This window comes from Bacillus sp. CH30_1T, from assembly GCF_008364765.1.
In the GTDB taxonomy this organism is placed as follows: domain Bacteria; phylum Bacillota; class Bacilli; order Bacillales; family Bacillaceae_B; genus Rossellomorea.
In genome coordinates, this window is record NZ_VTUY01000011.1 from 102,291 (window position 1) to 123,850 (window position 21,560).

The 21,560-nt window shown below is 40.9% G+C and carries 17 protein-coding genes and 1 tRNA gene; 8 read left to right on the plus strand and 10 right to left on the minus strand.

What is annotated here, in order from left to right; genetic code table 11:
* Window positions 1-5 precede the first annotated feature (5 nt).
* On the plus strand, window positions 6-3,356 hold the full coding sequence (locus F0342_RS20220; RefSeq protein WP_149157647.1) for a GH36-type glycosyl hydrolase domain-containing protein: 3,351 nt from the start codon (window positions 6-8) through the stop codon (window positions 3,354-3,356).
* 117 nt (window positions 3,357-3,473) lie between these two features.
* A complete protein-coding gene (locus tag F0342_RS20225) occupies window positions 3,474-4,304 on the plus strand; it encodes a sugar phosphate isomerase/epimerase family protein (RefSeq protein ID WP_262481831.1) in 831 nt (276 codons plus the stop codon).
* A gap of 475 nt (window positions 4,305-4,779) precedes the next feature.
* Here F0342_RS20225 and F0342_RS20230 read toward each other — a convergent pair.
* The 3 genes from F0342_RS20230 to nagA all read right to left on the minus strand — a co-directional run bounded on the left by F0342_RS20230 (window position 4,780) and on the right by nagA (window position 6,958).
* Window positions 4,780-4,852: transfer RNA gene (locus tag F0342_RS20230), tRNA-Ala, on the minus strand.
* Window positions 4,853-5,013: 161 nt separating this feature from the next.
* Window positions 5,014-5,763, minus strand: a complete 750-nt coding sequence (gene nagB, locus F0342_RS20235; RefSeq protein ID WP_149157648.1) for a glucosamine-6-phosphate deaminase — start codon at window positions 5,761-5,763, stop codon at window positions 5,014-5,016.
* Window positions 5,750-6,958: an N-acetylglucosamine-6-phosphate deacetylase gene (gene nagA / locus F0342_RS20240; protein WP_262481832.1), complete on the minus strand. Its 1,209-nt coding sequence runs from the start codon at window positions 6,956-6,958 to the stop codon at window positions 5,750-5,752. The genes nagB and nagA overlap by 14 nt, the downstream gene beginning before the upstream one ends.
* Before the next feature lie 229 nt (window positions 6,959-7,187).
* Here nagA and nagE point away from each other — a divergent pair, with 229 nt between their 5' ends.
* The gene (gene nagE, locus F0342_RS20245) at window positions 7,188-8,570 is read left to right on the plus strand and encodes an N-acetylglucosamine-specific PTS transporter subunit IIBC (protein ID WP_149157649.1); all 1,383 of its coding nucleotides are present in this window, start codon (window positions 7,188-7,190) and stop codon (window positions 8,568-8,570) included.
* A gap of 140 nt (window positions 8,571-8,710) precedes the next feature.
* The gene (locus F0342_RS20250; RefSeq protein WP_149157650.1) at window positions 8,711-9,436 is read left to right on the plus strand and encodes a GntR family transcriptional regulator; all 726 of its coding nucleotides are present in this window, start codon (window positions 8,711-8,713) and stop codon (window positions 9,434-9,436) included.
* Window positions 9,437-9,481: 45 nt separating this feature from the next.
* Here F0342_RS20250 and F0342_RS20255 read toward each other — a convergent pair whose 3' ends face one another.
* A complete protein-coding gene (locus F0342_RS20255; protein WP_149157651.1) occupies window positions 9,482-10,225 on the minus strand; it encodes an SIS domain-containing protein in 744 nt (247 codons plus the stop codon).
* A gap of 53 nt (window positions 10,226-10,278) precedes the next feature.
* Complete coding sequence (locus F0342_RS25045) at window positions 10,279-10,512, minus strand: YczI family protein (RefSeq protein ID WP_188048635.1); 234 nt, start codon at window positions 10,510-10,512, stop codon at window positions 10,279-10,281.
* Between the two features lie 275 nt (window positions 10,513-10,787).
* Between F0342_RS25045 and F0342_RS20265 the strand changes: the two genes are divergently transcribed.
* The gene (locus F0342_RS20265) at window positions 10,788-11,609 is read left to right on the plus strand and encodes a Cof-type HAD-IIB family hydrolase (protein ID WP_149157653.1); all 822 of its coding nucleotides are present in this window, start codon (window positions 10,788-10,790) and stop codon (window positions 11,607-11,609) included.
* Between the two features lie 69 nt (window positions 11,610-11,678).
* On the opposite strand, the gene F0342_RS20270 is transcribed toward F0342_RS20265, so the two are convergent.
* Both F0342_RS20270 and F0342_RS20275 read right to left on the minus strand, forming a co-directional pair.
* Window positions 11,679-12,167 (minus strand): CotY/CotZ family spore coat protein, encoded by a 489-nt coding sequence (locus F0342_RS20270; protein ID WP_149157654.1) that lies wholly within the window; start codon window positions 12,165-12,167, stop codon window positions 11,679-11,681.
* A gap of 81 nt (window positions 12,168-12,248) precedes the next feature.
* On the minus strand, window positions 12,249-13,451 hold the full coding sequence (locus F0342_RS20275; protein ID WP_149157655.1) for an ATP-grasp domain-containing protein: 1,203 nt from the start codon (window positions 13,449-13,451) through the stop codon (window positions 12,249-12,251).
* Window positions 13,452-13,778: 327 nt separating this feature from the next.
* On the opposite strand from F0342_RS20275, the gene F0342_RS20280 reads away from it, so the two are divergent.
* Window positions 13,779-15,029, plus strand: coding sequence for an ATP-grasp domain-containing protein (locus F0342_RS20280; protein ID WP_149157656.1), 1,251 nt, complete (start codon window positions 13,779-13,781; stop codon window positions 15,027-15,029).
* Between the two features lie 161 nt (window positions 15,030-15,190).
* Here the strand turns inward: F0342_RS20280 and F0342_RS25540 are convergent, their stop codons facing one another.
* From F0342_RS25540 to F0342_RS20290, 3 genes are all read right to left on the minus strand, one after another.
* Window positions 15,191-16,297 carry a UDP-N-acetylmuramoyl-tripeptide--D-alanyl-D-alanine ligase gene (locus F0342_RS25540; RefSeq protein ID WP_262481833.1) on the minus strand — a complete coding sequence of 369 codons (1,107 nt, stop codon included), beginning with the start codon at window positions 16,295-16,297 and terminating at the stop codon, window positions 15,191-15,193.
* A 20-nt stretch (window positions 16,298-16,317) separates the two neighbouring features.
* Window positions 16,318-17,361, minus strand: coding sequence for a YheC/YheD family endospore coat-associated protein (locus tag F0342_RS25545; RefSeq protein ID WP_262481834.1), 1,044 nt, complete (start codon window positions 17,359-17,361; stop codon window positions 16,318-16,320).
* Window positions 17,362-17,469: 108 nt separating this feature from the next.
* The gene (locus tag F0342_RS20290) at window positions 17,470-19,467 is read right to left on the minus strand and encodes a DUF2817 domain-containing protein (RefSeq protein WP_149157657.1); all 1,998 of its coding nucleotides are present in this window, start codon (window positions 19,465-19,467) and stop codon (window positions 17,470-17,472) included.
* A 273-nt stretch (window positions 19,468-19,740) separates the two neighbouring features.
* Between F0342_RS20290 and F0342_RS20295 the strand changes: the two genes are divergently transcribed.
* Together F0342_RS20295 and F0342_RS20300 are read left to right on the plus strand one after the other, a co-directional pair.
* Complete coding sequence (locus tag F0342_RS20295; protein WP_149157658.1) at window positions 19,741-20,133, plus strand: GNAT family N-acetyltransferase; 393 nt, start codon at window positions 19,741-19,743, stop codon at window positions 20,131-20,133.
* 26 nt (window positions 20,134-20,159) lie between these two features.
* Window positions 20,160-21,554 carry a UDP-N-acetylmuramoyl-tripeptide--D-alanyl-D-alanine ligase gene (locus tag F0342_RS20300; protein ID WP_188048636.1) on the plus strand — a complete coding sequence of 465 codons (1,395 nt, stop codon included), beginning with the start codon at window positions 20,160-20,162 and terminating at the stop codon, window positions 21,552-21,554.
* Window positions 21,555-21,560 lie beyond the last annotated feature (6 nt).

Genomic DNA, 21,560 nt, shown 5'->3' on the forward strand with positions numbered 1-21,560 from the left:
ATAAGATGACTTTGACTAAGGACTTATCATTTGAAGTAAAAGCAGGTGACATACTTTTTTCTTTTTTAAACAGCGGCGATATTCTTCAATCGTCTCATCAACACATTATGATTAATCAATGGATATCCAATCCTGTTGATGGATCCCTAAATAATTTATATTTGCGAATCTTTCGTTCAGATGGGATTCAAGTTTTTCCATTACTGGGTGTACAGTCAAAAAGTGAAGTGGAGTTTTCCGGTTCTAATGTGACATGGAAAGGAAATATTGATGAGGTTAACTATCAAGTCATTTTCCACTTGACTGAACAAGGTATCTGGTTTTGGGATATTACTGTTGACGGTCATGACGTTGAAGTAGATGTGGTTTATGGACAAGATTTAGGGATGGCTAGTAAAGGTGCTGTCAGAAATAATGAAGCATATGTTTCTCAATATATCGATCACAAGGTTTTTGAGGATGAAACAAAGGGATATGTTGTATGTTCCCGTCAAAATCAGAAGCAGCCGGGAGGATTCCCATACTTACAACAAGGGTCATTAACAAAAGCAGTAGGTTATTCTACAGATGGTTTCCAGTTCTTCGGTTTGACTTATAAAGAAACAAATCAACCTGAGGTATTGTATAAAGACTCTCTTCCAAATGAAGTTTACCAATACGAATTTGCTTATACAGCACTACAATCAGAGCGGATAACATTAGCAGGACAAACAAAATTTGTTTTCTATGGTTTATTTAAAGAAAATCATCCTGATGCAGTAACCTCTTTAGAGTATGGCGAAGATATAGCTGTTGCCTGGGAAGAAGTAAATAATCATGGAGAGTTTTCCGTCCAGCCTCTTGAAAAAGTTAGTAGAACACCTAAATTCGGAACACCTTTGGTTACTGATTCTATGACAATGGAAGACATTTCGAATTTATACCCTGATCGTCACCAAGAAGAATGGGATGGAGATACCTTACTTTCTTTCTTTACAGACACATATGAGCACGTCGTATTAAAAGAAAAAGAGCGACTTGTCGAACGACCGCACGGCCATATACTCATGACTGGGCAGAATGACAAAATAAAAGAAAATGTACTTTCTTCGACATCATTCATGTATGGAATCTTTAATTCTCAGCTTGTCGTGGGAAACACTTCATTCAATAAGCTGTTAACGAATGCACGGAATGCCTTAAACGTAATGAAAACATCCGGGCAGCGCATTTATGTGGAAATCGGAGGGGTGTACCATTTATTGACGATGCCTTCTCTTTTTGAAATGGGGTTTAACTATACTCGCTGGTATTATAAAACGAGCCATGAAACATTCATCATTACAAATTTCTCCATGGTCGATACGCCGGAAATACATCTGCAGGTCAGAACTGAAAGCGGGAACGCATACCGGTATCTCGTAACGAATCAAGTATCCATGAATGGTAATGAACTCGAAGTACCATTCCACTATGAAAGGGATGGCCAAACAGTAACTTTCACCGCAGATGCTGAATCGAATTCTGCAGCTATTTATCCCGACCTGAAATATCGGATCCGTGTTGAAGGGACTGAATTTACTTTAGATAATGAAAGTAAGCTTATCTCAAACGCAGAGCCTCATTCTGCATCTGTCGTTGTGTTCGAATTAAATTCTACCGCGGTGTGGGAAATGACGATGCAAGGTCTTCTACATGGTGAAGATTACCGATTTACAAAGCGGGATGCTTCCATAGAAATTGAGCGTTATCGTGATTATTTCCGTCAAGTAATGAATGGCTTTCACTTATCACAGCGAGGCGAAAAAGTAGAAAAATTAGACAAAGTAAACGCTCTTGCCTGGTGGTATACCCACAATATGCTAGTACATTTTTCTGTTCCGCACGGTCTGGAACAATATAGTGGAGCAGCATGGGGGACACGGGATGTTTGCCAAGGTCCTATGGAATACTTCATGGCTACGCAAAAATATGAAACTGTTAAGGATATTATAAAAACCGTTTATACTCATCAATTCGAGGATGATGGGAATTGGCCGCAATGGTTTATGTTTGATAAGTATTCTCATATACAAGCAGGTGAGAGCCATGGTGACATCATCGTTTGGCCGTTAAAGGTATTAGGTGATTATTTAGCGGTTACGAATGACTACGAAATTTTACAAGAGAAAGTGCCTTACACTAAGCGTGGAAATGGCTTTAAACTAACGGATGACGCGGAAACGATTTATGAGCATGCAAAAAAGGAAATCAACTATATTAAAGAACATTTCCTGCATGACACACATTTATCATCTTACGGAGATGGAGATTGGGATGATACCCTGCAGCCAGCGAATGCAAAATTGAAGCAGTATATGGTCAGTAGTTGGACGGTTGCTTTAACCTATCAGGCTATCCGTAATTTATCTGTTGTCCTAGAAGAAGTAGATGGAAAGGAAGCATTTGAACTTGCACAATTAGCATCTGGAATTGAAGCTGATTTTAATCAATATATGTTGAAATCCGGTGTGATTCCAGGCTTTGTATATATTGAGAATCCTGATACAACCGAATTGATGCTTCATCCGACAGATGAAAAAACAGGGATTCATTATCGATTGCTGCCAATGCAGCGTAGTATCATTAGTGAGCTGCTTACTAAGGAACAGGCTGAGGCACATTATGAATTGATAAAAGAAACCTTATATTGCCCGGATGGCGTTCGTTTAATGAATCGACCAGCCAACTATAAGGGTGGTATCAGTACCCACTTTCAACGGGCTGAGACTTCTTCGAACTTTGGACGGGAGATTGGATTGCAGTATGTCCATGCACATATTCGATTTGTAGAAGCGATGGCTAAGCTTGGGAAAGTAGACGAAGTATGGAGCGGATTATCGAAAATTAATCCGATTCGTATTCAGGATGTTGTGCCGAATGCGGAAAGACGCCAAAGTAATGCGTACTTCAGCAGCTCTGACGGAAAATTTAACACACGCTATGAGGCGCAGGAACAATTTAATAAGTTAAAAGATGGTTCAGTACCAGTAAAAGGCGGATGGCGTATTTATTCCAGCGGGCCTGGTATTTATATGAATCAGCTGATTTCAAATTGTTTGGGTATTCGTCCAACAGCAGATGAATTAGTGATAGATCCTGTTTTGCCTGAAGATTTTAACGGTCTGACATTTGATTATACGATTTACGGAAAGTCTGTTTCAATCGTGTATCATCTTTGCAAGGATACCGGTCGCCGTGTTGTTATCAATGGTGAAGAACTAAAAGCTGCAGAAACAACCAAGAATCGATATCGTCAAGGTGGAGTATGCATTTCTAAAGCAGAAGTTGAAAGTAAATTAAGTTCAGAACTGAATTCAATCGAAGTATATCTCTAAATTTAAATAGCACAGTTTCTGTTTTGCAGAGAAGCAATTATAATGATAGTCAGGATGGAAAGAGCGGTCGTCAAATTGGTGATCGTTCCCTTTCTGCTAATTTAAGGAGATAAAAAGATGATTGTGAAATTAACTGGTTTTGCTGATGAAATTTCACCCGAAATGGACTTACAATTGAGCGTCCTCGAATCTGAAGATATTCATTTTCTGGAGCTGAGGAGTCTATGGGGGAAAAATGTCGTTCATCTAAATGATCAAGAGTTACGGAAAGTGAAAGGAGAACTGCGTAGCAAAGGGATCAAAGTATCAGCCATCGGGTCACCAATAGGAAAGATCGGGATTCACGACGATTTTGAAAAACATCTTAAAGAGTTCGATCGAATCATACATACTGCCCATTATTTTAATACACGATTTATTCGAATTTTTTCTTTTTTTATCCCGGAATCAGAACACCCTAGCATCTATAGGGACGAAGTGATAGGAAGAATGAAAATATTAGTAAAAAGGGCAGAGGAAGAGGGGGTGATCCTCCTTCATGAGAATGAAAAGGGGATATATGGAAGTGACGCAGAACGGTGTTTAGATTTATTGACTGCTTGTCAATCACCTAACTTCCGCGCAGCATTCGATCCTGCCAATTTTGTTCAATGTGGAGTAAAACCTTTTACTGAAGCCTATCCTTTACTAGAAAAATATATCAAGTATGTTCATGTGAAAGATGCTCTATTTTCCAACGGTATGGTGGTTCCCGCTGGAAAAGGAGATGGACAACTAGAAGATATGTATAAAGCATTATACGAAAGTGGATACACTGGATTTATGTCACTTGAACCACATCTAGCTGCTGATGGGACATTTTCGGGGTTCAGCGGTCCTGAACTGTTTAGGGTTGCATCAAAAAGCTTAAAAGAGTTATTGTATTCTGTTGGGGCTGAGTGGAAATAAGGAACATTTAATCTAGTTTTATAAGAGGAACGTTGATTTTGGAAGATTTTAAATCCTGTTTTAAGCTCAATTCATCACTTCGAAAAAACGTAACTTCTTATTAATTTTGTAAATTAAACCTTGAAAAATTCATTTTTTATCAGCTGAAACAACAATAAAAGAAAACCACGATGAAAAGACGAACAATAGAAGTGTAGGTTCTTCATACCGCTAATGATTTCCGTGCAAGACTACGCTTTCCGCGGGTAGCCTGTGAGCCTCCTCGGCAAGCCTGCGGGGTCTCACATAAGCTACTTTCCCGCAGGAGTCTTCGTCTTGCACTCCAATCAACCGCTGGAAACAGCTAAAATCAAATGATTCGAAAATAAATAATAAACCCGAACAAATCTGCACACTAAGAAGCAGGTTTGTTCGGGTTTGACTTAGGATAAAAAAATTTTGTCCCAGCCTCTTTATAAATAAAAACATTGTGGTATGGAGCATAGCGGGATCGAACCGCTGACCTTTTGGCTGCCAGCCAAACGCTCTCCCAGCTGAGCTAATGCCCCGTGAATCGGTCATGATTAATTATAAAAAAGTACCAGGCATTCGTCAATCATTTTTTACTATTTTTTGTACTGGAATATGAAATGATTTGAAAAGGCGTCGAACAAATGGTTCGACGCCTTTCGGATGTGGACAAATCTGATCACTCCACATCTTCATCCTTTCACCTATTCAACAACTCTAACCCTTTCACCATTGCCAACGCTTCTTGATCGGCAATCACCGTGACGTGTTCGTGGCGATTCAAAATAGAAGCAGGGAAGTTCTCAGAGATTTCTCCTTCAACTAACTTTTTCATGGCCACTTGTTTAGCTTCTCCTGAAACCAGAAGAAGGATTTCTTTGCTCTTCATAATCGAAGAAATCCCCATCGTGATGGCTTGGGCAGGTACTTCATCAATTGAGTCAAAATAACGGGCATTAGCCTCACGCGTAGATTGAGCAAGCTCGACAATGTGGGTGTTGGAATCAAAAGAAGTACCTGGTTCATTAAATCCGATATGTCCGTTGCTGCCAATTCCCAGTATTTGAAGATCGATTCCGCCATGTAAACGGATCTTTTCATCATATGCCTCACATTCCTTTTCGAGGTCGACTGCTTTTCCTGAAGGAATATGGGTGTTTTCTGAATTAATATCAATATGTTTAAATAGGTGGTCATTCATGTAATGATAGTAGCTGTTAGGGTGTTTATCTGACAATCCGATGTATTCGTCCAGGTTAAACGAGGACACATGTTGATAGGACGTCCTGTTCTGTTTATGATCATTTATCAATGCCTCATAAAGCCCTTGTGGTGTTCCGCCTGTAGCTAATCCAAGGGTCAGCTTATCGAATTTTTTTACCTTGGATAATAGATAGTCTGCAGCGACTTGACTCATTTCCTGGTAGTCTTTCACTTCAATTAGTTTCATGAGTATCATCCTCTCGAATATATGCTATTTTCCCTTTACATATCGTTGTGTATACATCTTTGTTTTCGTCTAATATGACGATATCTGCATCTTTCCGGGGAGCAAGGCTGCCCTTTCGATCAAAAACATTTAATTGTTTTGCAGGGTTTTCAGCGGTCATTTTGATTGCACTTCTTATATCTCCCGTAGTGAATTCCTGTATATTTGTAAAGGCGTCTCTCATCTTCAATACACTTCCTGCTAAAGTGTCTTCATCCAATAAAGCTTTCCCGTCCTTAACCGTCACCATCTGACCGCCAAGATCATACTTGCCATTCTTTAAGCATTTTGCTCTCATGGAATCAGTGATGAGGATTAATCGCTCGTCTGTAATTTGATCGAATGCTAATTGGACCACTTCCGGACGAACGTGGATGCCGTCTGAAATCAATTCCACCATTAATTCTTTTCGAAGGAATGATGCGCCGACAATCCCAGGCTCCCGATGGTGAAGTCCAGACATTTGATTGAACAGGTGGGTAACATGGGACAGGCCTGCATCGATGGCTTCCCCGACCTGATCATAGGTTGCACTGGAATGACCGACTGAAGCGACAATCCCGTTCTCTTTTAAGTAACGGATCAGTTCGTATTCATCATCAAGTTCAGGGGCAAGGGTCACTAACTTAATATTCTCTCCTGAAAGAGCATGCCAGTTTTTAAATACTTCGACATTTGGCTTTTGGATACGATTCAAAGGCTGTGCTCCTGCCTTATCCGGGTTAATGAATGGACCTTCTAAATGAAGACCGAGTATTTCTGCCTGACCGCCTCTTTGATGGTTTGACATATAGTCTGCCGTTGCCTTCAAGGCTTTTTCGATTGCACCGGATGCTTCCGTCATGGTTGTCGCAAGGAAGCTCGTGGTCCCTTCTTTTGGAAGTGTCCCGGTCATCGTATCAAGAGCTTCCCGGGTGGCATCCATTGTGTCGGCTCCATTTACTCCATGGATATGAATATCTATCATTCCTGGGACAACACTATATCCATGGGGAAGTGAAATCACTTTGTACTCTTCTGAATCGGTTAACTGGGAACGGTCACCCATTTCGGTGATCTTTCCATTCTCTATTTTGATAAACCCTTTTTCATAAACTGTATCTTCTGCATAGATGTTTCCATCTAGGATAAGTAGTTTCTCTATACTTGAGGTCACTGAAATCACTCCTTGAGTACTTTACACTTCTACCATAACACCGGATAGTATAGATGTCTATACCAGTTTGTGTTTGAACAGTTTATTTTTTATATAAATTGTATTCAACACTATAAAATCAACAAATCTCATTGTGTATTCATAAAATTGGTATAGACATCTATTCCTTTATGATGATATGATATGTACTGGTTAAACGCTTTCAATTGAAACAAAAGGAGAGAATGATATGTTAGGATTCTTACAACGAATCGGTAAATCCCTCATGCTTCCAATCGCGGTGCTTCCTGCAGCTGCATTATTGCTGCGCTTAGGTCAGGATGACTTATTAGGAATCGCGTTCATGTCCGAAGCAGGAGATGCCATATTTAAAAATTTAGCATTAATCTTTGCCATCGGGGTGGCAATCGGATTTTCGAAAGATGGAAATGGTACGGCCGGATTAGCCGGTGCCATTGGTTATTTGGTATTAACGGGCGGGTTAAAAGCCCTTGATCCGGATTCCAATATGGCGATTTTCGGTGGGATCATATCCGGAGTCGTGGCAGGTTTATTATATAACCGTTTCAATGATATTAAACTTCCGGCCTGGCTGGGCTTCTTCGGGGGCAGACGTTTCGTTCCAATCGTAACCGCTGCGTCCATGGTTGCTTTAGCAGGGATATTTGGAATTGTCTGGCCACCGATCCAGAGTGGGATCAACTCCATTGGTGAATGGATCATAGGTGCCGGAGCAACAGGAGTCGGTGTGTTCGGCCTACTGAATCGTCTCTTGATTCCAGTCGGTCTGCATCACGTGTTGAATACACTTGTATGGTTCGAATTTGGGACATTTAAAGATGCAGCAGGAGAAATTGTGAAGGGAGATATTCCACGTTTCTTCGCAAAAGATCCGACAGCGGGAACGTTCCAAACAGGCTTCTTCCCTATCATGATGTTTGGTCTGCCTGCAGCGTGTCTTGCGATGATCGTGACCGCGAAAAAACATCTACGTGCCAATGTATCGGGGATGTTAATCGGGTTAGCCGTCACTTCATTCTTAACAGGGATCACTGAGCCGATTGAATTCAGTTTCATGTTCTTATCTCCTGTTCTTTATGGAATTCATGCTGTATTAACAGCAAGTTCTATGGTCATCACGTATGTACTTGGCATCCATCACGGTTTCGGCTTCTCAGCAGGCGCATTTGATTACATCTTAAATTTCAACATCGGCCAAAAACCTTGGCTGTTATTAGGGGTAGGCATTCTTTATGGAATCATCTATTTCCTCATATTCACCTTCTTGATCAAGAGGTTTAATTTGAAAACTCCAGGTCGTGAAGATGATGAAGATGTAGTAGTAGCAGATGAGAAATCAGGCGGAAATAGTAAATATGAAATAATGGCTGAACATTTCCTGAAGGATCTTGGCGGGAAAGAAAACCTGGCAGTCATCGATAACTGTGCCACACGATTACGATTACAAATCAATGACGTCACACTTGTAGATGAAAAAGCTTTAAAAGCACACGGGGCTAAAGGTGTGATGAAGGTAAACAATAAAAACCTTCAAGTCATTGTCGGGACAGATGTGGAATTTGTTGCCGATGAATTGAAAAAGTTAAAATAAACGGTTAGAGCAGACGGGTTTGTCGTATTTGGCAAAATCCGTCTGCCACTTTTATATAGATCTCGGATAATTGTCTGTTATAAACAGGGTGTATATACTAAAATAAAAGATAAATCGTTATTTCGAAAGGAGAAGCGTTCGTGGTAAATAAAAATTCTCCTCTTCCTTTGTATTATCAGTTAGAAGAGCACCTAAAACATCTAATACAGTCTGAAGAGCTAAAGCCAGGTGATGCCCTTCCGTCTGAGCGGGAGCTGGCTGAATCGTTCAAAATCAGCAGAATGACCGTGAGACAGGCGATTACCAATCTTGTGAATAAAAATGTGTTATATAGAGAAAAAGGGCGTGGGACATTCGTCTCTCATCGCAAAATCGAGCAAAGCCTCCAAGGGTTAACAAGCTTCAGTGAAGATATGAAGAGTCGGGGACTCGAGCCCGGGAATAAGTTACTGCATTTCGAAGTTTCCCCGGCCATAGAGGATATTCAGGAGCTTCTTTCGTTAGAAGAAGATGAACTTGTGTATACAATGAAACGAATCCGTCTTGCGAATGATGAACCGATGGCACTGGAAACAAGTTATATTCCGGTGAAGCTGCTGCCAGGATTGAATCAGGAAATATTGGGAAAATCACTGTATCACTATATTGAAAGCGAGTTGAACCTTCACATCAGTCATGCCACGCAATCAGTGGAAGCGGCAATTGTGACGGAAGAGGATACGAAGCATCTAAAGGTGAAGAGCGGGGAGCCAGTGTTGCTCATCCAGCGTGATTCATTCTTAGAAGACGGTACCCCTTTTGAGTTAGTACGATCGATTTATCGAGCTGATAAATATAAATTCAAACTCAACTTGGACAGACTGTGAAAAAGAGTAGGAACCCCATTTTATTATGGGCTCCTACTCTTTTTTTTATAATCCTTTTGTTAACAGTGGAATCCGTTTACGATATTTTTCGATTAACCCTTCGTTATGATCATCTGCGCCGTCCACGTTTCCGCTGAGGAAGATAGGCGGTTCAAATCCGTCTATCACCATGTTTTCAATGGCACCTGCCATGACGCTGTTCAATATTGCCGCGCCGATGACGGTTGAAGATGGAGAGAACGGAACAGACACTCTTGGATCAGTCAGTACTGCATCACCTACAACGGAGTGATTATCTATGGCAAGATCCACTACTTCACTCAGAAATTTTCCACTGGGATGTCGGGACGTTTCCTTCTCTACGTAATCAAAGGAACTGATGGACACAACATAAGCGCCACATTTTTTCGCGTGAAGAGCTACTTCGATGGGAACGGGATTTTTTCCAGAAGTGGAGAGAACGATCACCACATCATGGGGCTGAATATCTTGGGCATTCATAAACTCACCCGCAAACCCTTTCGCTCTTTCTAACTGAGAAGATCGTACGGCTCCTTCATGAAGCATGAGAGGCTCAATCAAAATCGGATTGATCGGAACCAGTCCACCTGCTCTGTAGAATACCTCTTCTCCAAGGATGTGAGAGTGACCGCATCCAAAGAGCTGAATGATGCCATCTTGTTGGATGGAAGAAGATATCTTTTGAGCAAGCTTTGCCATTTTTTCAGCTTCTTCGGTATGAACAACATGTAACTTTTCCTGGATTTTTTCAAAATAAGTAGAAATCATTTTCTTCCCGCTTTCATTTTTTCTTTCAGCATATCATATTTCTTGTGAACGTCTTAGAAGAGGGAGTAAATACTGACAAACGTGACGAAGGCTGCTGCAATAAAAGATAAATAGGCAGAAGCTTTTCTTTTTGCCTGAAACCCTGAAAGTCCCATCACAAGCATCATGGCTCCTAAAGAAAGAAACATAATCGTCGTAATGAACTCAGGTGAATCCTCACTTAACAACCCGTATAGGGCAAAAGTGATAGTGATTGTGGAAAAAAGGATTCTTACCTTAAATAGCATGATATTCACTCCTGACTCGGAAGATAAGACTATGGTAACATTTATTTCCATGATTATTAATGGTTTTGAATGACAAGAGATGAGAAGTTGCAAATAATAGCCTGTGAACAAGAGTGTGGCAGAACAAGATATGTACGTTTCGGAGCTCGGTTTTATCATTAGAAAACGGGATCTAAACAATGTTAACTTGAGGAGGTCTATTTCTTTTTTCAAAAGTGTCGATAGATGTTATAGTAAGATAATAAAAATCAGAATTCCTGAAAGGATTTTTCATGATGAATTATAAAATGATTGTATTAGATCTAGATGATACTTTATTACGAGATGACCAAACGATTTCGGGTCGTACAAAAGATGCTTTGCTTCAAGCACAGGAAGCGGGAGTGAAGGTTGTTCTCGCATCCGGCCGCCCAACGTATGGAATGAGATGGGTTGCAAAAGAACTGAAGCTGGACCAGTACGGAAGCTATATTCTTTCTTTCAATGGATCGAAAATAATAGATTGCAAGACAAACGAAGAGAAATACAGTCGAACATTATCAGCTGAAACCGTTCATCGCTTATACGATTTGAGTAAACGGGAAGGCGTTGGCATTCTGACATATGCTGATGATGCGATTGTTGTAGAAGAATCAAGTGAATTTGCTTCTATTGAAAGTGAACTGACTGGGCTGCCTGTAAAGGTCGTTCCCAACTTTAAAGAAGCGATTAAGGAGCCTGTTGTAAAGGCACTCATGTTAAAAGAAGCCGATCGATTGGTAGAGGTCGAGAAAAAACTTCAAACCGAACTGGATGGTGAACTGAGTGTGATGCGCTCCAAACCATTCTTCCTGGAGTTTACGCAGCTTGGCGTGACGAAAGGGGCAAGCCTGGACTACCTGATCAAGCCAATGGGCATTAGTGCGGAAGAGGTCATCGCTATCGGAGACAGCTATAACGACCTTGCCATGATTGAATTCGCCGGTCTTGGCGTCGCAATGGGAAATGCTCCGGGAGATATTAGAGAGAAAGCTGATTTTGTAACAACCTCTAATATGGAAGATGGCGTAGCAGAAGTAGTTGAGGAATTTGTATTGAACAGATTATCCCGCATTTAAGGATTCAGGGGTGGCTCAGGGTCACCCCAAAAAAGAGCCAAATCCAAAAATCAGATTCACCCCCAACCCCTACTTATGATCGCACTCCCGATCAAACTCCGAACCATACTCTGAACCCATTCTCCGCTCCCTACTTGAACCGCTTTCTTTAGGGCATCCCCCATCGATAACCGGAAGCTTCCGGTTAACGAGTTTCGGAGGAAGGGGCTGAATTCCGAGAAAACAGTTGCAGTCGATGCTGATACATTTGTCGGTTTGATATAGGGCAAATAATTCATCGACATCATCGGTAATGTATCCGTCTATATCCAGTCCGGCCAGTAACCGCAGTGTGGCACAGCCATCATCGATATCGATGAGCTTAAAGAATATGGTGCAGTTAGAATGTAAGTGTGCACGAAACGGCTCGCTATCTACCTTTGTATATATAATAAATGGAATGGTGTCTACCTTGTCATATTGACAAATGAACTTAAATTTTTGAGTGGCCAATTGGAATTGTTCCAGTAATAATTCATTCAAGGTTTCGCATATACAGCTATTGTGATGACAAATCATCGCCTCAAATCCTCCTTTCACCTGTCTCTTACCATTATTGTATTTTTGTCTGTAAAAGTGGTGTAGTGCATATATAACGGATTAAATTGATTCTAAATAAAATTGAATGTCTTTAGCGGCATTTTTTGCACGCCTCTCTGATTCCTGCACGGATTCCCCACTCGCCATAACATACCCGTAGCGATGCCCCATGGAAGTTGGAGTGTGAAGTGTTTTTCCTTTTTTCGGTTTTATATAAACTTCAATGATGCCTTCTTGTTCTTCTGCCCTGTCATTGCCAATCACTTTTAACAGTCTGCCAGTTTTGTTGACAGTCATGTAGTAGGTGTAGATATGTTTTTCCCATTTGCGTTCGCTATGGTGAGACTTTTTAAGGTATACCCTTAATGTTTCTTCCACTATGCTCAGTCCATATGCTTCTTCAATCATTTTGTTCATTGCTCCCCCGGAGATTCGGGGATTGACTTCAATGAGTTTCCATCTATTCTTTACCAGCCGCATTTCTAAATGACAGCTTCCGTTAACAAATCCCAGGTCATTGACAATCTCTCCGACCTTTCTGACTAGTACCGGATAATGGTATACGGGTGAAACACTATACCCGGTGACAATGAATCGTTTATGATAGTCTATTTGCTGTTTGACGACCACTGTGATCACGGGCTTGCGTTCTTTGATGACCACTTCGATTAAGTATTGAGGTCCCTCTAAGAATTCTTCTACAAGAAGACTTGGAGGTTTTTTCCGCTTTAATTTTTTTATGCCTGCTTTCAGCTCATCCTCATTACGAATAAGGAGGACATCTTTTGACCCGTTAGAAACGGGTGATTTTAATACAACAGGATAGGAAAAGGTCTTAACACTCTCTTTAGAAAAGGGAGGATCCAATTTCATGAAATCAGAAGAATAATCTTTTCCGGTCAGTTTCTTGCGGAGCACTGTTTTATCCATACAATCACCAATCGGTTCCAAGGAAATTTCGGTTCTACAGAATTCATTAGAAAGCCGGGCTGCTATATAAACGTAAGAATCGAGAAAACTGATGATGCACGCTATTTTCTTTCCTTCGTGCTGAAGCGTAGAAATTTCTCTCTTGATTGCTTCTTCATGTCTTAAATCTACTTCGTACATTTCGTCGACATCCTGAAAGAGCTCTCTTTCTCTTATAAACTTCCTGCGATTAGTAAATAGAATAGTAGAATAGCCCAATTTTTTTCCTGCTTCAATACCGTCCCGAGAGGAGCCTGATTGGTTTGTACCAATATAGATGATGAATTCATTCATGGGGAAAACAGCTCCTTTATGTGTTTAGTCACTACTCAGTATATGAGCTGTTATTTGATAAGTATGGGCAACTAAAGGTGAAATCAGATAATTGGACGAGAATTTGCTAGACTTCTGTTAAAAATCGAAGCAGCTTGCATACCCCCTGCAAGCATAAGGTGAATAGGAGGGAAGCAGCTCTTTACATGCATAAAATATTTAAGGGAATCATCATTGAATCAGCCTACACCCCCCAAGTATCAACGGAATAAACTGTACAGTAATACAATGCTCGTACCCATCCTGAGCTTTGAAAGAGAATATGATAAATGAAGGAGCGTACCTTGAATGAAGTCTATCATTTTTATAGAAACCACTAAGTCAGGTTCAAGTAGGGAAGCAATTAAGACGGCAGACAGACTTGGGTTTTATACTGTCCTGTTCACTGAAAGACCTAATTTTGTGGCGAAGAGGGAGGAATTTCCTGATGTTCATTTGATGAAATTATGTGATCTCAGTAATATGAATGTACTGCAAAAGGAAGTAAAAGCCCTGATTTTGAAAGGGATAAAAATTTCCGCTATTGTGAGCTATGTCGATCCCCATAGCTACACAGCATGTACTCTTGCCGATCACTTTAATTTAAATCATTTTTCAACTGAAGGAATGAAAAATATTCAAAATAAAATTCAATCACGGGAACTGCTGAAGAACTCATCAGTAACTCCAGAATATTGGACGGTTGCAACAAAGGCGGAAAGTAAGGAGTTAGAACCGAAAGTCAAGAATAAGTTCCCTCTGGTCATGAAATCCCCAAAATCTACCGGCTCTAAAGATGTGTACAAGGTTGGAAATCTATTAGAGTATCGGAAGCGGTATAATACGTTGAGTACTCTTTATGAAAATCAGCCGATATTAATAGAAGAATACCTCCCGGAACCTCAATATCTGGTGGAAGTGGTGGTTCATAAAGGAAAGGTTCATATTATGGCAATCATCAAACAGGATATTCAATATAGCCGACGCTTTATCGTAATGGGTTATAAATTATTACTGAATCCAGGGGTAAACTTTTCGAATGGTCTGATGAAAGCGATAAAAGAGATCGTTGCTAAGCATGGTCTCGAGACTGGACCTTGTCATTTGGAGCTTCGCCGTAAAGGAAATCAGTGGAAGTTGATTGAAATAAATGCACGTATTTCAGGTGCCGGGATGAACAATATGATTAAAGCAGCCTATGGAATCAATCTGGTAGAAGAAATGCTGAAAATGGCGCTGGGAAAAGATCCGGATTTAAAGCCTAAGTTTCAAAAGAATGTGTACATGCAATACGTGACGGTGGAGAAAAAAGGGACGCTCGAGAAAGTCACGGGAAAAAGTAGAGCCCTTGCCTCCCAGGGGGTCGTAGAGGTTTACGTAAAGCCCCGTAAAGGATCAGCGATTACACCGCCATTGTCTATGGGGCACCGGTACGCATATGTAACCGCTGTTGGAAATACAGCAATAGAAGCTGAGGGGAACGCGAAGAAGGCAGCCGCGGAAATTCAGTTTTGGATTAAAGAGTCTCCTAAGGAAAAGATTACAACGGTCATTCAATAAGAAAAGGGAGGGTGTGCATTTTCCTCCCTTTATCACGTACAAGTCAAAAAATGTTTACCTAGTAATTAAAACGCCTTGTTTAAGCTTTTACGGCTTTAAACAAGGCGTTTCATTTTCATATCAATTTTTTTCTCTTGTGAAGGTGTTCAATCTGGAGGCTGTTAACCAAAATTCTTCTTGCAATATTCAACCGTATCCACCATCTCCAGGCCGCTGGCTCCTTTAATCAGAATTGTCCAGTTTGGTTGGATGATTTTTTCTAGTTTCGCATTTAATTCATTCATATAATGTCGGTTAAAGTGAAAGATTCGCTGCTTGTTCATACCAGCTTCTATGGCGCCAGCTCCTATGTTTTTGGAAAGGTTGCCATAGGTAAAGAGGTAATCAATTTTTTTCTCAGCAACGTATCTTCCTATTTCTTTGTGAACGGCTTCATGTTTGTCTCCAAAGCCTGCCATACTTCCCAGAACTGCCACTTTCTTTTCACCCTCCAATTGCGTAAGTACGTCGAGTGCGCCTTTCATGGCATCAGGGAAAGCATGGACTGTATCGTCAATCAGCGTGATATTGTTTTTCAGCTCCATAACATCAAGCCTGTGCTTTGGCTTTTTAACTTCATTCATACCTTGTTTGATTTCTTCAGGCTTAAAGCCGAGAAGGTCCGCAATGGCGATGGCAAGAAGGGCATTGTAAACATAAAATTCTCCATGGTATGGGATGGAAAAGGTATATGATTTACCGGAAAGCTTTAGATCAAAGCTGATACCTTCCACGCTGTAGCGCAAATTCTTTGCCTGGTAATCAGAAGGGGAATGAATACTGACCTTTTTTAGTACCCCTGTGAAATCCTTAGTATGAAGAAGCTTTGAATTCTTGTCATCTCCATTCAAGAATAAGTGACCATCACGATCCATTCCCTTAATAAGCTCCGATTTAGCTGCAGCTATTCCTCTGATATCGCCATTGAAGTTACCGATATGTGCAGTACCGATATTGGTGATCGCTCCTATGTTAGGCTGGATTATCTTGCAATGCTTTTTGATTACGCCGGGAAACGCCATTCCATATTCAAGTACAATAGCCCGATGAATGAAGTTGATTTCATCCTGATGCTTTTCAGTATGATCAGTCCGGTTCCAATAATCACTGGATTCGAAGATAATCCAGCGGGTTCTGAGAATAGACGCGATGAATGATTTGGTTGTTGTTTTACCTGAGCTTCCGGTTACAGCAATGATCGGTCTTTCAACAGAGAAATCTTTATCCATAGTAATCCTCCTTTCATTATTTACTCGGATTTTTTCTTGGCCAAGTAGATGCAGTAATGTATGGTGTTTTTGACAACATCCATCTCAAGATAAAAGGTCGGGGGACATCCTGGTCTCCAGTTCACTTCATAGATCCATATTTTCCCCAGGTCATCCAAAGCAACATCAATTCCAAGCTCATCAATACTTTCTGAATACCTTTCCATTTGCAATTCGTCCAAATGCCGGGCAAGGAGCAAAGAAAAGTTTTCTAAATAGCGCTTGATGTTAAAGTAATCATGCTCTCCAAATTCCTGTTTCAAAAAAGGAACCAGATAATTCATCGAACCGCCATTGTTAATGTTTGAAACAATCGTTCCCGGTGCGCCGATTCTCGGATAGATAGAAGTAATGACCCATTTCCCATCACCGTCTTTTTGAACGTGAAGCCGAAAGTCAAATACGCTTCCATCTTTTGTCCGACAATTGATATAAGGCTGGACGAGAAATTCCTCTTCTTGAATATTATCTGAAACAAATGCTTTTAATTCATCATAGGAATAAAGATGATCGTCCGTGTTTAGTAACACTCTGAAATCATTTCCGACACGTTCAATATAAATGATAGAGATACCTTTACGGCCGTTTACAGGTTTAAAGACAATCTTCCGATAGGCTTCCAAAAAAGAAAAAAAGTGATTCGTCCCCCTTACGACCTCAGAGGGAATCAAATATTGTGTGAACTCTCCAGCTTCCTTCAGTCGTTTATATACCGCCATCTTATTGCCGATCGAATGAGTGGTAAATGGAATAGTCTTCTTCAGCTTCTGAATAACGTGATTGGATTTAGCAAGCTTTTCAGGGCTTCCTGTGTTATAGATAACATCAGGAAACGGAAAGGTTCCTTCCACCCACTTTCCGTCTGTATATTCAAATCCGGAAATGGTTTTCGTTATTAAATTTACTCCACCTGGAGAAAAATAGACCATCTGCGTTCCTTCTGCCTTGGCAACAGCTGCATAAGCGTATGATTTAATAACACTATCAGGATGCTTTCGGTGGTGCAGCAATCCAATTCGAATCAATTGACTAACCTCCTTAAAGTATTTTCTTCCTTACTAGTAAATGATGGTCGTCCTGTTTAGGGAACGACACTTGTGATGAGGAATATCGCCTTTTTTACACCATTCAACTCATGAATAGATGGCATTCCATAAAAGTTTATAGAGATACCTTGTGTGTCCCCTGAAGCAAATCTCCATCCCAAAGAGAATGACATTTCCCGAAAGGCTTGCGATGATGGCAGCCTTTCCTTGTGCTTGATGATAGTCAGGCCAGTAGCCTGCAAGTAACGTATCAGGGTTATTCTTGAATCTTGCGACTACTTTCATATTGCCGGTATTCGTAAACCAAGCTGGCCGGTATACAAAACCGGTATCTTCAGCTTGATATCCTTTGGTTATGGGGTGGTTCTCATAGTGGATCTGCAATAATGCATTTTTATTCCAGCCGCCGGAATGAACCTCAGCTTCACTTAGCTCAAGAATAGAGGACAACGCCTTAGAAGCACCAGCTCCTATTCCGATCACTTTTCCACCCTTTTGTACAAAGGCATTTAGATGATTACGGCATGCTTCCTGTTGAGCAGGGGAATCGAGTACGAAATCACGGTAAACACTTCTTATTTCTAATGGAGGATAAAATAAGTGCTCATACCCGTTGTAAACAAGAACATTCACAGAGGATAATGCTTTTTCTGAAGCTAAATCCTTTGCCCTAAATTCCTGGAACGGGATATTCATTTGCTGCAGGGCAAGCTTCAGCCCTGAATGGGCCTTTTTGTGAAAAAGGCCGTCATCTATGAGAATGCCTACAGAAACAGATGCACCTGCTTCTTCGGTTTTAGAGTCTTTCTCCATAGATTTGAAAGACTTCATACCTGCATCTACTTTTTCAAATACAGGCTGACAGTTGACCCCCCAGCTTAATGGAAGACTCCAGGCACAAAGTTCAGATATTCTTTCAGATCCTGACGAGAGATCTTCCCCTTTTGTGAGGAAACAGTAAGCTATATTCGCCCGTGCTTGATTCATTGGAACAATGGTGGAGCCAGCTGGAAATGAATGTCCTTCATACGTGAAATCTTTCGTAGAGGAGTATAGCTTTATTCCATTCTTCTGGAGATGTCGCGTTAGTTTACTGAACTCTGAATGGCGTTCGTTCTTTTCTGTGAGTACGTAGTATTTTGGAAAATAGTCATGTGGGTGAGTGGGATGAACATTCTTGATTCCACGGTGGAAAAAGGCAATTTGATTTTTGTTTAGTTCCTCTTTGTGCTTTGAAATATGGGTAAGAGCAGCTGAAATTGCTAAAAGAAGCCAGGTGATGCCATCCTCTGAACGGCTAGGTGATTCAATGGTAATCCCTAGGGCACCATGCAGCATGGAATACATTGAACAGCCATATGGACTATAGTCATCCCATCCCCCTTTTCCATCACGGTAAGGGATGTACGTCCCTTTTATCGACTTAAACCTCTTTGAAGAAAAATTCTCCTTTTCTTCAATTAGAAAGGCTTCCATGAACTGAGCTAGAGGCAGTGCCCCTTTCAGATATAAATCATATTCATAAGCCGGGTTGTGAGGTGGGGTACAGGGTTCGATCAATCCAATGTGAGTGTTTTTTTTCCATACATACCCATGCAAGTCCAAAACGACGGCAGGCTTTTCTTTCACAATGAGATTGACGATGCTCTCTGTTTCAGGCTGTGATTGTGTAATGAAATCCCTGTTTATATCAAAGCCCTCTGCATTATAACGTGTCTTATGCACATATCCGTCGGGATTACAGCAAATGACACAAAATATAATCAAATCATCCAGCCATTTCGTGTTATCTCCATCTTGTTGAATCTTATTGAAAAAACGGAGTAATGCTGTCGATCCGGTGGCTTCATGTCCATGAATGGAAGCGGTAATCACGATTGGTGTCTTCTTGCGTCTCCCTAAAGTGCTTTTCCTTGTTTGAACTATTTTTGTTCCGGAATCGGCAGGCTTTTGAATCGTAACACACCAAATGTCCCGCCCTTCAATGGACTTGCCGATTGAGGAGAGGGAAAGGAATGGACATTGTTTCGTTTTCTTCTCTATTAATGCTTCTAGTTTTCTATAAGAAAGTATAGTACTTCCCATGTAGTCATAGCCTCCTTTCTATAGTTAATTCAAGAGAATGGTATTCTGCTATGGACAAGTGTCCCTTTAGGACAAAATGATGCATTTTCACTGCCGGATGACTTGGCAAACCTCCCCCGCTTTTCTACTCAGTCGATTTCTTGACAACCATCAGGGACAGCATCTTGTGATAACAGCCTTATATAAATAGCCTTTAGCCGTTTCCTCAGTGAAAACTTGTACATACACTAATACATATAAGTGGATTAACAGATTAGAAAGAGGTGCATCCCCATGAATATATCGATTGAGACATCTACATTTAAGGAGCTGGAGCCTCTCATTCTACTTGCTGGTAAAGATGGAATGAGGGTTAATGACGTACCGGGCTCCGTGTGGTTTTGTGCAATAGTGGATGGAGAGATGGCTGGCTTTGTTTCTTGTTATATAAGAGAGAAGCATGGAAAAGCGGTATTTAAAAGTGATTATGTACGGGGGGAATACAGACGGAGAGGCATCTATCGAAAACTTTTTGAAACGAGATTGAACTACGTGAAGAAATTAAATGTGAGAAAGATTAAAGCTTCCTGTACGAAAATGTCTTTAGAGTGCTTCTTATCTTACGGTTTTAAGAAAATAGAAAGCAGGTCAAGGAAATATACAGATGTTTTGATGTTTGTAGATTAGATTACTAGATGAGCAGGAGGAACGAAATGATTACGCTGAAATTAAGAGATATCAGAAGGCAATTGAATGGAAGGCTGGTAAGCGGTTCTGAAAATATGGATATCCATGATTCCGTAATATTCCATCAGCATAAGCTAAAGAAGAGTCATACACTGGTTTTCATGGATAAAAGGAAGGCAATCAGTGAGAAAAAATGGAAGAGAATGATCAGAAATGCTCCATGTGCCGTGATAACAGATCATGATCAAGATGTTGTAAACGGGGATGAGGGATTGACCATCATTCAAGTAGGAAGTGTAAGAGAGGCCTTTATGGAGTTTGTAAGTTACTACCGGAAAATATGCTCACTCCCGATTGTTGCAATTACAGGGACATGCGGAAAAACAACGACCCGGGAGATGCTCACACATATTATGGAGGAGAATCATTCTGTTACTTCAACGGAGTGGAATGATAACGCCCCCCATAGGTCTTTTGAATACCTGATGAAGATAAATGAAAGCACAGACTTCGGGATATTCGAAACAGGCTTGGGCGGACCGGGTGATCTACGCTATCACTGTAACGTTTATCAACCGGACATAGGGGTCATTACCAACATCGGAAGTTACCATCTTGATCGTTGCAAGACCTTCGAAGGATACCTTGCAGCAAAAGCGGAAATGCTTGAAGGACTGCAGAATAAAGGCACCCTACTCTTAAATGCGGATGATCCGAACATTTCTAAAATCAGCTTGGAGGAGTATAAAGGAACCGTTCATTATTTCAGTATCCATAAGCATTCCGACTTCAGGGGAACCTCAATATCCATCAGTGAAGAAGGAACCCGTTTCACCTTACAGGCAAACGGCAAAGAATACCCTGCCTTTATCCCTGAAATCGGGGAGCATCACGTCTACAATGGATTGGCTGCTTTACGGGCAGCGATGGAGCTCGGGGAAGACATTGAAATGGGAATCAGAAGGTTAAGTAGCTTTAAAAATATTGAAAGACATTTTGAACTGCGTAAAGGACGGAAAGGTTCTACCATCATCGATGATACGTGGAACGTCAACCCTACCTCTTTAAGAGAAGCTATTAAAACACTTTCTATTATCGGAAAAGGTAAGAAACGGGTTGCTCTTCTTGGAAATATCGAAAGGCTTGGCGCAGAAACAAAGGATGTACACAAGCAAATCGGAAAATACGTGGTGGAATGTGGCATTGATGTCCTGATCACGTATGGAAAGAAAGCGCAGTATATAGCGGAGCAGGCAGCAAAGGAGAGTCAAGATATCATCGTGTATCCTTTTACCAGTATAAAAGGGATGGATAAAACGATTTTGAATCATCTTGATGAAGACACATACGTATTGGTGAAGTGCCGGGCCGGCAGTAGACCCTTGATGAGATTAAGAAAACGCTTGATGGAATCTGAGTAAGAATGG

Excerpts from the sequence above, each read along its gene's own strand:
- F0342_RS25045 (WP_188048635.1), bottom strand. The coding sequence starts at position 10,512 with ATGCTATTTAAGGTAAGAATCCTTTTTTCCACAATCACTATCACTTTT.
- nagE (WP_149157649.1), top strand. The coding sequence starts at position 7,188 with ATGTTAGGATTCTTACAACGAATCGGTAAATCCCTCATGCTTCCAATC.
- F0342_RS20300 (WP_188048636.1), top strand. The coding sequence starts at position 20,160 with ATGATTACGCTGAAATTAAGAGATATCAGAAGGCAATTGAATGGAAGG.
- F0342_RS20220 (WP_149157647.1), top strand. The coding sequence starts at position 6 with ATGACTTTGACTAAGGACTTATCATTTGAAGTAAAAGCAGGTGACATA.
- nagB (WP_149157648.1), bottom strand. The coding sequence starts at position 5,763 with ATGAAACTAATTGAAGTGAAAGACTACCAGGAAATGAGTCAAGTCGCT.
- F0342_RS20295 (WP_149157658.1), top strand. The coding sequence starts at position 19,741 with ATGAATATATCGATTGAGACATCTACATTTAAGGAGCTGGAGCCTCTC.
- F0342_RS25540 (WP_262481833.1), bottom strand. The coding sequence starts at position 16,297 with ATGGATAAAGATTTCTCTGTTGAAAGACCGATCATTGCTGTAACCGGA.
- F0342_RS20255 (WP_149157651.1), bottom strand. The coding sequence starts at position 10,225 with ATGATTTCTACTTATTTTGAAAAAATCCAGGAAAAGTTACATGTTGTT.
- F0342_RS20225 (WP_262481831.1), top strand. The coding sequence starts at position 3,474 with ATGATTGTGAAATTAACTGGTTTTGCTGATGAAATTTCACCCGAAATG.
- F0342_RS20290 (WP_149157657.1), bottom strand. The coding sequence starts at position 19,467 with ATGGGAAGTACTATACTTTCTTATAGAAAACTAGAAGCATTAATAGAG.
- F0342_RS20265 (WP_149157653.1), top strand. The coding sequence starts at position 10,788 with ATGAATTATAAAATGATTGTATTAGATCTAGATGATACTTTATTACGA.
- F0342_RS20280 (WP_149157656.1), top strand. The coding sequence starts at position 13,779 with ATGAAGTCTATCATTTTTATAGAAACCACTAAGTCAGGTTCAAGTAGG.
- F0342_RS20270 (WP_149157654.1), bottom strand. The coding sequence starts at position 12,167 with ATGATTTGTCATCACAATAGCTGTATATGCGAAACCTTGAATGAATTA.
- F0342_RS20275 (WP_149157655.1), bottom strand. The coding sequence starts at position 13,451 with ATGAATGAATTCATCATCTATATTGGTACAAACCAATCAGGCTCCTCT.